Raw genomic sequence first — 13,281 nt, forward strand, 5'->3', positions numbered from 1 at the left:
CGCCATGTCCATCGACCTGAAACAGCTGAAGTACTTCCTTGCGGTTGCCGAAGAAAAGAGCTTCAGCCGCGCCGCCGAGCGGCTGCACATCTCGCAGCCGCCGCTGTCGCAGCAGATCATGAAGCTCGAGAGCGAGCTTGGGGTCAAGCTGTTCGCGCGCACCACGCGCACGTTCGAGCTGACGGTGGCCGGCAAGGCGCTGATGGCGGAGGCGTCGGAGCTGCTGGCGAAGATGCGCATGACGATCGACACCATCCGCCAGATCGACCGCGGCGAAGTCGGGCGCCTGCGGGTGGGCATCGTCGGTTCGGCGATGTGGGGACCGATCCCCAGCCTGCTGGAAGAATTCCAGACCAAGTACCCGCGCGTGACGTGGACGCTGCACGAGTCGGGGCCGAACGTGCAGTACGAGGCGCTGCGGGCCAAGCAAATCGACGTCGGCTTCTGGCGCGAGCCCAAGCTCAACGAGGACGAACTCAAGCACGACAACCTGCGCCAGGAGCTGTGCTTCCGCGAAAACGTGTGCGTGGCGGTAAACGAACACAATCCGCTGGCCAGCAAGGGGCATGTGGAGCTGATCGACATCGCCGACCAGCCGATGCTGACGCTGGCGCTGGACAAGTCGGCGTTCCCGCGCTATCTGATCCAGTGCTGCGTCGACGCGGGGTTTCAGCCAACGATCTTCCAGGAGGCGACCGAGCCGCAGACGCTGCTGGCAATGGTCGGCGCGGGCCTGGGCGTGGCGCTGATGCCGGAGACGACCAGCCGGATCGGCTGGCCGGGCGTGATCTTCTTGCCGATCAAGACTGCTGCGCCGTCAGCCAACCTGTACATCGCCTACACTACGCAGGACGATGCGCCGGTTGTGCGCGCCTTCCTGAACATCCTCAACCCTGCCGCCGCCGAATAAGCGACGCCGGCACCGCGCCCACCATCGGGGTCAGACCCAGGTCTGACCCCGAAGTCCTCATATATACGGTAAAAATATAAATCGGCAAGTTAAAACGTATTTGCCATACATATTGTCGATGATGCATAGTTCTGCAGCGGCAGCCTTTCTCCCCCGAGAATCGATCTCGATACAATCGGTAACGACATGTTCTGTGCAGACCTGACACTATGCGGCTGGGCATGCACGGAATTGCTGGCTTTGCCTGTTTAGTTACTATTAAGCTACACAGTCGTTCCCATTGCGGACGTTGCGCCGGGTACAATATCGATATTCCAGGAGCCTTCATGAAATTTAAGCAACTCAGCATCTCGATCGCGGCGCTGCTCGTCGCCGCCGGCGCATCGGCGGCCGACCCGAAACTGGGCATCGTGTACGACGCCGGCGGCAAGTTCGACAAGTCCTTCAACCAGTCCGCGTTCGAAGGCGCCAACCGCTTCAAGGCCGAAACCAAGATCGGCTACATCGAGGCGCAAGCGAGCAGCGATACCCAGGCCGAGCAGGTGCTGCGCGGCCTGGCGCGCAAAAAGCTCGACCTGATCGCGGCGGTCGGCTTCTCGCAGACGCAGGCGGTGCAGAAGGTCGCGGCGGAATTTCCGAACGTGAAGTTCGTGCTGATCGATAGTGTGGCCAAGGGCAACAACGTCAACTCGATCCTGTTCCGCGAAGAAGAAGGCTCGTACCTGGTCGGCGTGGCCGCGTCGATGGCATCGAAATCGAAGAAGCTCGGTTTTGTCGGCGGCATGGACATCCCGCTGATCCGCGCTTTTGCGTGCGGCTACAGCCAGGGCGCCAAAGCGAACAACGCCAAAGTCGAAGTGCTGCAGAATATGGTCGGCACCACCAGCGCGGCCTGGAACGATCCGGCCAAGGGCGGCGAACTGGCGCGCGCGCAGTTCGACCGCGGCGCCGACGTGGTGTTCGCCGTCGCCGGCGGCAGCGGCATGGGCACGCTGCAAACGGCGAAGGAAAAGGGCAAGCTGGCGATCGGCGTCGACTCGAACCAGAACTACCTGCATCCGGGTACCATGCTGACCTCGATGGTCAAGCGGGTCGACGGCGCCGTGTACGACTCGTTCATGGCGGTCAAGAACGGCACCTGGAAACCGGGCGTGAGCTACCGCGGCCTGAGAGAAGGCGGCGTCGATTGGGCGCTCGACAAGGACAACCGCAAGGTCGTCTCGCCGGAGATGGAAAAGAAGGTCAATGAAGCGAAGGCCGGCATCATCAGCGGCAAGATCAAAGTCATCGACTACCGCGTCGGCAGCAGCTGCCCGGTCTGATTTTCACAGCACCACCTGAGAGCGCGCCGCACCGGTTTTTCCGGTCCGGCGCGCTTTTGAATGCATCCACCTTGACTACTGATTCGCTATGCAGCCAGCCGTAGAATTTCGCAACATATGCAAGGCCTTCGGCCCGGTGCAGGCGAACGCCGACGTCAGCTTCGCCATCGCCAAGGGCTCGATCCACGGCGTGATCGGCGAGAACGGCGCCGGCAAGTCGACCCTGATGAGCATCCTGTACGGCTACTACAAAGCCGACAGCGGCCAGCTGCTGCTCGACGGCCAGGCGCACGCGATCCGCACCAGCCACGAAGCGATCGCGCTCGGCATCGGCATGGTGCACCAGCACTTCATGCTGGTCGAGAACATGACGGTGCTCGACAACGTCATGCTCGGCACCGAAGGCGGCTTTCGGCTGGCCGCCAAGCGCGCGGATACGGAAGCGAAGCTGCGCGAAATCTGCAAGCGCTACCGGCTCGACGTCGATCCGCTGGCGGTCGTCTCGACCCTGTCGGTCGGCGCCCAGCAGCGCGTCGAGATCCTCAAGCAGATCTACCGCAGCGCCAATATCCTGATTCTCGACGAGCCGACCGCGGTGCTGACGGCGCAGGAAACGGCGTCGCTGTTCGAGATCCTGCGCCTGTTCAAGGAGCAGGGAAAAACCATCATCCTGATCACCCACAAGCTCGGCGAAATCATGGAGATCACCGACCAGGTGACGGTGATGCGCGCCGGCCGCGTGGTCGGCGCGGTGGCAACCGACGGCACGTCGAAAGAAGAGCTGGCCAACATGATGGTCGGCCGCCCGATCCAGAGCGAGCTGCCGCGCGCCCCGTTCAACCCCGGCGCAGCGGTGCTGAAGGTCGAGAATCTGCAGCTGAACGACGCGGCCGGCGTGCGCCTGCTGGCCAACATCGGCTTCACCCTGCGCGCCGGCGAAATCGTCGCGATCGCGGGGGTGTCGGGCAACGGCCAGAGCGAACTGCTGGAGATCTTGTCGGGCATGCGCCTGCCGAGCGCCGGCAAGGTCGAGATGATGGGCAAGGCGCTGCCGTTCGCCGGCCGCTCCGACGCCGACGGCCTGCCGGCCACGTTCCGCCAGATGGGCATCGGTCACATTCCGGAAGACCGCCTGCGCGACGGCGTGATCAAGGATTTCTCGGTGATGCAGAACACCGTGTTCGGCTACCAGGACCGGGTCAAGAATCGCTGGGGCCTGTTCGACTTCGCGGCCATCGCCAAGCGCTGCGCGCACCTGCTTACCGCATTCGACGTGCGCCCGTCCGATCCGGACATCCGCATTGGCCTGCTCTCGGGCGGCAACCAGCAGAAGGTGGTGATCGCGCGCGAAGTGTCGGCGGCGCCGAAGCTGATGCTGGTCGGCCAGCCGACCCGCGGGGTCGACATCGGCACCATCGAAAGCATCCATACGCAGTTGCTCAAAATGCGCGACGACGGCGTCGCGATCCTGCTGGTGTCGGTCGAACTGGAGGAAGTGCGGGCGCTGGCCGACCGCATCATCGTCATGTCGGGCGGGCGCATCACCGGCGAATTGAACATCGAAGAATTTGACACCACCCGCATTGGCCTGCTGATGGGCGGGATGCACACATCATGAAAAAGACCGAACTTCCCCGCTGGGCCACCGCCGTGGTGCTGCCCCTCCTGAACCTGGTGTCGGCGCTGCTGGTGGCCGCGCTGGTAATCCACCTGCTCGGCGAGAGCCCGACCGAATCGATGGGCATCCTGATCAACAGCGCCATCATCAATCCTGAAGGCCTGTCGTACACGCTGTTCTACGCCTCGACGTTCATCTTCACCGGATTGTCGGTGTCGATCGCGATGAAGGCGGGCCTGTTCAACATCGGCGGCGAAGGCCAGATGTACCTCGGCGGCCTGGGCCTGACGATGGCGATGCTGGCGTTCGACGCGACGCTGCCGGCGTGGCTCCTGATCCCGGTGGCGATGATCGGCGCGGCGCTGTTCGGCGCCCTGTGGGCCTTCATTCCCGGCTACCTGCAGGCCAGGCGCGGCAGCCACGTGGTGGTCACCACCATCATGTTCAACTTCATCGCCGCCAGCCTGATGAACTTCATCATCGTCAAATACATGATCCCGGAAGGCCAGCAAAATCCGGCCAGCCGCGTGTTTGCCGCCGCCGGCGAGATGCCGCGCCTGAACCAGTGGTTCCCGATCCTCGGCGACACCCCGCTCAATGTCAGCTTCCTGGTGGCGATCGTCGCGCTGGTGATCTACGGCGTGATGGTATGGCGCTCGTCGTGGGGTTACCAGCTGCGCGCAACGGGCCTGAACCAGCACGCCGCCCACTACGCCGGCGTGTCGATCAGCCGCATGATCATCGTCGCGATGCTGATCTCCGGCGCGCTGGCCGGCCTGGCCGCGGTCAATTCGGTGATGGGCTCGACCCACTACCTGTCGCTCAATTTCCCGGCCGGCGCCGGCTTCGTCGGCATCGCGATCGCCCTGATGGGCCGCCAGCACCCGGTCGGCATCTTCCTGTCGGCGGTGCTGTTCGGCGCGCTGATCCAGGGCGGCTTCGACCTGTCGCTGGAAAAACCGAACATCCCGCAAGAGACCTTCATTTTCATCCAGGGCCTGATCATCCTGTTCTGCGGCGCGATGGAGAATTTCTACGCTCCCGCGGTCCTGAAGCTGATCAACCTGCGCGCCACGCCAGTGCCGGCGAAAGGATAAGCCATGGAAGAATTCAACTTAGCCAGCATCCTGGTGTCGACCATTCGCAATGCGCCGGTGCTGATGTTCGCCGCGATGGCCGGCCTGTTCGCCGAACGCAGCGGCGTGATCGACCTCGCGCTCGAGGGCAAGATCCTGGCCAGCGCGTTCGCTTCGGCCGCGGTGGCGTTCACCACCCAAAACGTCTGGTACGGCATCTCGGCCGGCATCGCCGTGTCGGCCGCGCTGGCGCTGCTGCAAGGGTATGTCAGCATCACGCAAAAGGGCAACCAGTTGGTGGGCGGCATCGCCATCAACATCGCCATGAGCGGCCTGACGTTCGTGCTGGCGCAGTTTTTCTACCAGCAGGGCGGACGCACGCCGGACCTCGGCCAGGCGCGCCTGTTCGACATCGTCTTGCCAGGCACCGCCGCCCTGGAAGGCATCCCGTTTATCGGCTGGTTCTACGGCCACGTGATCGGCGGCCATTCGCTGCTGGTGTACCTGGCGTTCGCGCTGGTGCCGGTGGTGCACTGGGTGGTGTACCACAGCCGCTTCGGCCTGCGCCTGCGCGCCTGCGGCGAGAACCCGCATGCGGCCGATGCGGCCGGCGTCAACGTCGAGGCGACGCGCTACATGGCGATGCTGATCGCCGGCGTGCTGTGCTCCTTTTCGGGCGCCTACCTGGCGATCGTGCAGAGCGGCTTCTTCCTGCGCGACATGTCGGCCGGCGCCGGCTACCTGGCCCTGACCGCGCTGGTGTTCGGCAACTGGCGCCCGCTGTACACGGCGCTCGGCTGCATCATGTTCGGCTTCTTCTCGGCGGTGCAGATCCAGATGGAAGGCGTCGACCTGCCGCTGGTGGGCCGGATTCCCGGCTCGCTGATCCAGATGATCCCGTACATCGTCACGGTGATCGTGCTGGCCGGCCTGATGGCCAAGTCGGTGGCGCCAAAGGCGATCGGCAAACCGTTCGTCAAGTCGCGCTAACGAAAGGCGACGAGTGACGCAGCACCGCGGCACTCACAACTATCGCTGGCGGCGCTTCAGCGAAGTGCTGCTCGCCACGCTGATGCGCGGCGGGCACCTGGCGCGCATCAGCTACCGCTGCGGCCTGCACGGGCGCCTTGGCGTCACGCGCCACGACGTCATGCTGCCTGCGGGCCGCGCGCTACAGCGCCCGCTGCGGATTGCCTTCGCCTCCGATTTTCACGCCGGGCCGACTACCGCCCCCGCCCTCTTCGACCTGCTGTTCGACCTGATCGCGCACGAGCAGCCCGACGTGCTGCTGCTGGGCGGCGACTTCGTCTCCGGACACGCGCGCAATGCCGAGGCGCTGGCCGACGGACTGGCGCGCTGCAAGGCGCCATTGGGCAAGTTCGCGGTGATGGGCAACCACGACCTGTGGACCGACGACCGCCTGATACGCCAAGTGCTGGCGGCGGCCGGCGTCGAGGTGCTGGTCAACCGCAACCTGGTGCTGGGCGCGCCGTTCGAATCGGTCTCGCTGTGCGGGATGGACGACCCGTGGACCGGCCGGCCGGATGCGGCGCCGACGTTCGCCGGCGCGCAAGAGACCCGCATCCTGATGATCCATTCGCCGGACGGCCTGCTGCTCACCGGCAGCCATCGCTTCGACCTGGCGCTGGCCGGCCACACGCACGGCGGCCAAGTCGCGCTGCCGGGCGGACGGCCGATCATCGTGCCGAGCGGGCCGCTGTGCCGCGAGTTCTGCTACGGGCGCTTCGATGTGAAGGACAACGGCGTGATGCTGGTCAGCCGCGGCATCGGTTGCAGCACGATCCCGGTGCGGCTCAACGCCAATCCCGAACTGGTGATCTGCACGCTGCTGCCATGCGCGGCCTGATCGCACTGGCGCTGACGGCACTGGCGGCGCTGGCGGCGCTGCTGATGGTCGGCCACAGCCTCAGCGCGCCATCGCCCGGCGCGGTCGGCTCGCCGCCGGAGGATCTGCCCGCGGTCACGGTGCGCATCGCCACGCGATCGGGCTACGTTGCGGGCTGGCTGGCGACCGGCAAGCCGCACGGCGGCGCCGTGCTCCTAATGCACGGCTTGCGCGCCAGCCGGCTGCAGATGCTCGAGCGCGCGCGCTTTCTGTGGAAGGCTGGTTACACGGTGCTGCTGATCGACCTTGCGTCGCATGGCGAGAGCAGCGGCACGCGCATCACGTTCGGCGCCCACGAGAAGGAAGGCGCCAGCAGCGCGCTGGCCTTCCTGGCGCAGCAGTTCCCCGGCGAGCGGATTGGCGTGATCGGCGTGTCGCTCGGCGCGGCGTCGCTGGTGCTGTCGACGCCGCGGCCGGCGCCGGCGGCGGTGGTACTCGAATCGATGTATCCGACCATCGGCGAAGCGGTGGCGAACCGGCTGCGGATGCGCCTGGGCGCGCCGGGAGCCTGGCTGGCGCCGCTGCTGATGTACCAGCTGCCGCTACTGGCCGGGGCGTCGCCACGCGAACTGCGGCCGGTTGAACAGGCCGCGGCGCTGCATAGCCCTACGCTGGTCATTTCCGGCGCCGTCGACCTGCACACGCCGGCCGCCGAAACGCGCCGCATTTACGCTGCGCTGCCGGGACCGAAGGAGCTGTGGCTGATCGAGGGCGCGGCGCATGTCGACCTGCACGCGGTCGCGCCGGCCGAGTACGAACGCCGGGTGGGTGCATTCTTCGCCACCCATCTGCATCCGCCGCAACGCTGACGATTGCTCGCTACATCTCCCACTGCAGTTTGAACGTCAGGGTCTTGTCGAGCACATCCGGATTGCGGGTGCGGTCGGCGGACCAGGCAAGCGACATCGAGCGGCCGTGCTGCCACAGGTGGCGGTATAACAACGAACGGTGCAGCTGGCGGTCGGCGTAGGCATCGATCCCGGCGCGGTTGTCGATTCGGCGCGCGTAGGCCGTGTTCTGCGCCAGCAGGCGCAGCGAGTCGCGCGGGCTGAAGTGCAGCATGGCCAGCCAACGCCAGCCGGTGTCGGCAAACGCGGCGGCCGTCGCCGGCGTCGACCCAGGTGCGGTTGAGGCGATGATCGAGCTCGGTGGCCCAGCCGAACGGCAAGCCGAAGCGCAGCTTGAGGATGCCCAGCACTTCGCCGCCGCGGCCGACCCGGTCCGCCTCCACGTCAAGCCTGCGCCCGACCGCCAGCTCGCCGCCAAGATGGGCGATCCACGCGATCGGCTTGGTTTCGAAGCCCGCATGCATGGCCGGGACCTCATGCAGCTTGCCATCGCGCTTTCCGCGCAGGCGATCTGACCCGTACTCGGCCCATAGCCGGGTCTGGCGCGGCCCGTACATCCATACACCCGGATGGATGGCGCTCGATACCGTCTCGCCGCCGCGCTGGCCATTGACCGGATCGGAAAGGGTAGCGACCTGGTGGAGACGCACATAGGCTTCCGATTCATACAGCTTGATGCCGATGTCCTGCTCGCCGAGGCGCCTGGCAAGGTTGAGCCGGGCCTCGGCGATGCCGGCTTGCGGCACGAAGCCGTTATCGTTGACAAACCCTGGCGAGATGACCTGCAATTCCAGATCGTTGATCCAGTCGTCGGAATTGTGCTTGAACTGGCTCCACAAATAAGCGCCGCGCCGTGCCGGCGTCAACGCGGCGCCGGCATCGCCAAAGCCGGCGGTGGTGCGCGAGTGCATGGCAACCCACGCGGCCTGGTTACCGCCGCCAAGATCAAGCTGGCCGTCTACGCCCGCCACTACATTGCCGCCGGCAGCGCTGTAGTCGCGCATGGAGGCGAAAGCGCCGACGACGCCCCGTTCGAGGTGCCAGCGCGTGCGCGCGAAACTGGCCAGCGTCTGGTGGCGCTGCACATAGGCTGCCGTTTCATAGGCGCCGCCGCGCAGCACGACGCCGCCGTCGCGGTCGCGCAGGCTCATCGCCGTGGCATCGGCCCCGGCCGAGCGCCATGTCGCGCGCACGCCCCAGGCCGGATCGGCCACTGTACGCGAATAGAACGGCGCCAACGGCAGCCCGAGCACATCGGCGCTCTCGAGGAAAAAGCCGCGCTTTTCCGGCAGACTCAATGCGATGCGGCTGGCGCTGCTGACCGGTTCATCGATCTCGACCTGCGAAAAGTCGGGATTGAGCGTGGCGTTGAGCACCCAGTCGGCGCGCGGCCGGGCGTTGACTTCGACCCCGAGGCTGGGCCCTTTGCCGCTGCGCACCGTCAGCTCCGGGCGCACGTCGACGAAGCGGCGATCGCGCACCGCCGCGACCGTCCGGTCCATTCCCGCGACCGGCGCCATGTCGGCCAGGTAATTGCCGCCGCCGGTTTTCAGCGGCACACTCAGCAGCAATTTGCCACCATCGTGCGGCACACTGCGTTCGATCATCACGCGCCAGGGCTTGCCGTCACGGTAAGGAAAGCGCAGGCTCGACAGCGGCCAGCGCACTTCCATGCTGTAGCCGTCGGGCAGGACCTTGACCGCGGCATCGATCGGGTAGTCGGGACCGAGGTCGTCGTCGGCATTGCGGCGGCTGATGCCGTCGGTGAGCACGCCGGCGATATTGACGCGCACAAATTGCGCTGACTGTCCTTGCCCGGTTGGGTCGATCCAGATGCCGATGAAGTCCTGATCGGTGCCCACCTTGTCGCGCCGCCCCAGCGAACCTTGCATGCGGGCGGCCTGGTTGTCCCAGGCGCGGATGCCAAACACGAGGGCGTGCTCGTCGACCAGCAGCTTGACGCTGGTGCGCAGGTGGTCAGGGGCCCGGGCGCCGTTGCTCGGTTCGTACTCGACAAAGTGCTCAAGCGCCGGCGCGTCAGTCCATTGCGATTCGGTCAGCGCGCCGTCGACAATGACGGCGGGCGCCGCGCCGTTGGGCGTGGCAGTGAGCGACTGGGCGTGGAGCGGCCCACCGACAAGCGCCGCTGCCGCGAAGGTGACAATGGGTACGAACATTCTGGCGACTCATAGGGACGGGGCCAGATTCTACATGAAAATCTTGCGAAAAATGTAAGCGTTGAAGGACGGGAGGCGAGAAAGGGAACAGCCATGAGCTGCTGCCTCGGCTAGATCAACCGCGTCTAGGCACCGGGTCCCTCCCGAAGGCCATAGCGCGCCAGCAGCCCTACCGCATAGTCGCGCTGGCTGGCGTTGGCCGGGGCGACCGTCAACATGCACAGGCCGCGGTGGGTCGTGTTGGCGAAGGTGTGCTTGTAGGCTTCGCCGCCGGCCACTGCCGGGTTGTCGCCGACGGTGAAGTTGCCTTGCACCGGGCCGGCCTCGTCGTCGCGCACCTCCAGATTGACGGCGGGCGCGGCAAAGCCAAACTCGATGAGCTCCTCGCGCGCACGCTCGGCAGCGTCGAAGTCGTCGAAAATATAGATTAGCGGGTTTTCCATGGCGGCTCCATCAGGGTTTCGATGACCGTACCAGAAACCGGCGCCGCGCGGCGTCCGGTCGGGTGGGCGGGCGCATTTCGCGCTGTCCTGGCGCACCTCGCGCACCTCCTTGCCGCCTGGTCGCATGGCGACCCGGCGCCTGATGGCTGCCGCTAGAGTGATGTCCATTGTCAATCAAAGGGAGACCACCATGAAAATCATCCAAACGCTAGTTTGCGCTGCACTGTTTGCGGTCGTCCACGCCGGCGCCGCGGGCGCCGGCTTCCAATCGATCAGTATTCCAAGTCCAAATGGAGCGCCAATGCAAGTCGACATTTGGTACCCGAGCCCAGCGCCGGTAGCAACTCGGAATATGGGCGTGATTACGCAAGATGTCGCTATCGGCGCTGCGGTCGAAGGAAGCAGACTGCCGCTCATCGTCTTTTCGCACGGCACGGGAGGATTCGGACTGAGTCACTACGATACTGCGCTGGCATTGGCGAACGCCGGATTTGTTGTCGCCGCTTTAACGCATCCGGGCGATAACTATGCCGATCGAAGCCGATCCGTCGATATCATGGCGCGCCCAAAACACGTTTCCGGCGCAATCGACTACATGCTCGGCACGTGGCAAGGCCGTACCAGCCTGGCGCCCGGTCGCATAGGCATTTTGGGCCATTCCGCCGGGGCTTTTACGGCACTCGTCAATATCGGCGGCATCCCGGATCTGACGCTGATCTCGACGCATTGCAAAGCGCATCCATCGGACTTCGCCTGCACTTTGCTGTCACAGAACAAAGACCAACTTCCGCAGATTTCAACGGTGCCCACCAAAGCGCTGCATGACGTTCGCATCGGCGCGGCAGTCATTGCAGCGCCGGCCCTGGGATTCACCTTTGGCGCCACAGGGTTACATGGCGTCGACGTACCCGTCCAACTATGGCGCGCCGAAGACGATGTGCTCCTCCCGCACCCCTGGTATGCAGAGGCTGTTCGAACGTCTTTGCCGAAACAACCGGACTACCACTCAGTCGCCAAGGCGGGGCATTTCGATTTCCTGGCTCCTTGCAGCGCAAAGTTGTCAAGCCTTGCGCCACAAATATGCACTAACGGCAATGGGTTCGATCGCGAACTTTTTCATCGCCGCTTCAACTCTGATGTCGTGTCGTTTTTTACCAAAGCACTGAGCCCGGGTTAATCACTTGAGGGCGCGCCACCACGCGGTTCCCGCATGCGGCTTCCTGAGGTCGAGCGGCTCGCCCATTTCCGGCGTCGTCATCGACACACCGCGCTCTTGCGCCAATGCGGCGATGCGGTCGAACGGCTCGCGCCACGGATGCAGGCCGAGGTCGAACGTGCCGTTGTGGACCGGCAGCAGCCAGGCAGCCTTGACATCGAGGAAGGCCTGCATCGTCTCTTCGGGCTGCATGTGAACGTCGGGCCACTGCTTGTCGTAGGCGCCCGTCTCCATCAAGGCGACATCGAAAGGGCCATACTTGGCGCCGATTTCCTTGAAGCCGGCGAAGTAGCCGGTGTCGCCGCTGAAAAAGATGCGCAGGTCGTCGTGCTCGATCACCCACGATGTCCACAAGGTCGAATTACCGTCGCGCAGGCCGCGGCCGGAGAAATGCTGCGCCGGCGTGGAGACGAAGCGTACGCCGCCCAGTTTGACTTCCTGCCACCAGTCGAGCTGGCGCACCTTGGCCTTGTCGACGCCCCACTCGACCAGGCGGTCGCCGACGCCGAGCGGCGTGAGGAACTGCGTCGTCCTGGCCGCCAGCGCCACGATCGACGCGTGATCAAGGTGATCGTAGTGGTCGTGCGAGAGGATGACGGCCTTGATCGGCGGCAGCTCTTCGATGCTGATCGGCGGCGCATGGAAGCGCGCCGGGCCGGCCCATTGCACCGGCGAGGCGCGTTTCGAAAACACCGGATCGGTCAAGTAGAACTCGCCGGCCAGCTTGATCAGCATGGTGGAATGGCCCAGGCGATACAGCGTATTGTTGGGCGCCGCGAGCAGCTCGCTTTTGGTCAGGGTGCGCACAGGGATCGCCTGCTCGGGCGTGGTGCCGGCCGGCTTATCGAAAAGGAAGATCCAGGCCAGGCGCGCGATCTGGCCGGCGCTTTGCTTGTACATCGGGACCGGGTTACGGAACTTGCCGTCGTGCGCTTGCGGGGAATCGGCGGCGCGCGGCGGTGCGGAAGCAACGGTGCAGTAGGTCATGGTCGACAGGATTGCGAAGATGAGCGAAGCGTAAAGGAGGCGCATGGAGGTGGCAGGTCAAGGAGTCGGTTAATCAGGCGCCAACCAGCGGCGCATCTTAAAATGAGCGTGTGCCCACTCATTTAATCATGACAAAAAAAAGCTGCTCATGCGCAGCCGACGGCGCGCCAGAAGGCGTCGAATCCAGCATCGGTCAACAAGGAAGCATGCGCCGGATCCTGGGCCACCGCCTCGGTGGTGGTCTCGGCCATCGCGCCCATCAGCGAGGCGACGAACGAGATCGGCACCGCGTGCATCGGGCTCGCGCTGAGCACTTCGCCAAGCAGCACCGCAAACGTGGCGAACGCCCTCGCGCCGGCGGCTTTACTGTCCTCTGTGACCCGGCCCGACAGCGCCAGCACGTTCATCACGCGCCGCTTGGTCGGGTTCTTCCCGCCCCAGGCGATCAAGGTGCGCCAGGTGTGCAGCGCGCGGTCACGCGGTGCAGCGGTCAGCGGATAGCCGGGCAGCATGGCGTCGCGCAGTTCGGTCTTGATGTGCAGGTACAGCTCGTTGAGGAGCGCGTCCTTGCTGGGGAAATAGGTAAACAGGCTGCCTTCGGCTACTCCCGCCTGTTTGGCGATGAGCGAGGTCGGCGCCTCGGTGCCCAGCCTGGCCACCACATCGTTGGCGGCCAGCAGGATGGCATTGCGTTTTTGTTCGCTTTTTGGTCGCGCCATGGTGCAGGTCAATAAATGAGTAATCACTCAGTATTACCGCAAACCGCTCGCAGGGCAAG

11 protein-coding genes are annotated in these 13,281 nt (G+C 65.0%); 8 read left to right on the forward strand and 3 right to left on the reverse strand.

What is annotated here, in order from left to right:
- The first annotated feature begins 4 nt into the window (after positions 1-4).
- The 7 genes from CR105_RS08785 (at position 5) to CR105_RS08815 (ending at position 7,641) form a co-directional block, all read left to right on the forward strand.
- Positions 5-910 carry a LysR family transcriptional regulator gene (locus CR105_RS08785; RefSeq protein ID WP_099788061.1) on the forward strand — a complete coding sequence of 302 codons (906 nt, stop codon included), beginning with the start codon at positions 5-7 and terminating at the stop codon, positions 908-910.
- Between the two features lie 326 nt (positions 911-1,236).
- Complete coding sequence (locus tag CR105_RS08790; RefSeq protein WP_099788062.1) at positions 1,237-2,232, forward strand: BMP family lipoprotein; 996 nt, start codon at positions 1,237-1,239, stop codon at positions 2,230-2,232.
- A gap of 88 nt (positions 2,233-2,320) precedes the next feature.
- Complete coding sequence (locus CR105_RS08795; protein WP_099788063.1) at positions 2,321-3,850, forward strand: ABC transporter ATP-binding protein; 1,530 nt, start codon at positions 2,321-2,323, stop codon at positions 3,848-3,850.
- The gene (locus CR105_RS08800; protein WP_099788064.1) at positions 3,847-4,947 is read left to right on the forward strand and encodes an ABC transporter permease; all 1,101 of its coding nucleotides are present in this window, start codon (positions 3,847-3,849) and stop codon (positions 4,945-4,947) included. Before CR105_RS08795 ends, CR105_RS08800 begins: the two co-directional genes overlap by 4 nt.
- A 3-nt stretch (positions 4,948-4,950) precedes the next feature.
- Positions 4,951-5,916: an ABC transporter permease gene (locus CR105_RS08805; protein ID WP_099788065.1), complete on the forward strand. Its 966-nt coding sequence runs from the start codon at positions 4,951-4,953 to the stop codon at positions 5,914-5,916.
- Between the two features lie 13 nt (positions 5,917-5,929).
- Positions 5,930-6,793: a metallophosphoesterase gene (locus tag CR105_RS08810; protein ID WP_229413763.1), complete on the forward strand. Its 864-nt coding sequence runs from the start codon at positions 5,930-5,932 to the stop codon at positions 6,791-6,793.
- A complete protein-coding gene (locus CR105_RS08815; protein ID WP_099788066.1) occupies positions 6,781-7,641 on the forward strand; it encodes an alpha/beta hydrolase in 861 nt (286 codons plus the stop codon). The genes CR105_RS08810 and CR105_RS08815 overlap by 13 nt, the downstream gene beginning before the upstream one ends.
- 2,341 nt (positions 7,642-9,982) lie before the next feature.
- Here the strand turns inward: CR105_RS08815 and CR105_RS08840 are convergent.
- On the reverse strand, positions 9,983-10,300 hold the full coding sequence (locus CR105_RS08840; RefSeq protein ID WP_099788071.1) for a hypothetical protein: 318 nt from the start codon (positions 10,298-10,300) through the stop codon (positions 9,983-9,985).
- Between the two features lie 190 nt (positions 10,301-10,490).
- Between CR105_RS08840 and CR105_RS08845 the strand changes: the two genes are divergently transcribed.
- On the forward strand, positions 10,491-11,477 hold the full coding sequence (locus CR105_RS08845) for an alpha/beta hydrolase family protein (protein WP_131021668.1): 987 nt from the start codon (positions 10,491-10,493) through the stop codon (positions 11,475-11,477).
- Here CR105_RS08845 and CR105_RS08850 read toward each other — a convergent pair whose 3' ends face one another.
- Positions 11,478-12,548, reverse strand: coding sequence for an MBL fold metallo-hydrolase (locus CR105_RS08850; RefSeq protein WP_099788072.1), 1,071 nt, complete (start codon positions 12,546-12,548; stop codon positions 11,478-11,480).
- Positions 12,549-12,649: 101 nt separating this feature from the next.
- Entirely contained in the window at positions 12,650-13,222 is a 573-nt protein-coding gene (locus CR105_RS08855) for a TetR/AcrR family transcriptional regulator (protein ID WP_099788073.1), read from the reverse strand.
- Between the last annotated feature and the right edge of the window lie 59 nt (positions 13,223-13,281).

The organism is Massilia eurypsychrophila (genome assembly GCF_002760655.1).
GTDB lineage: Bacteria > Pseudomonadota > Gammaproteobacteria > Burkholderiales > Burkholderiaceae_D > JAFCUW01.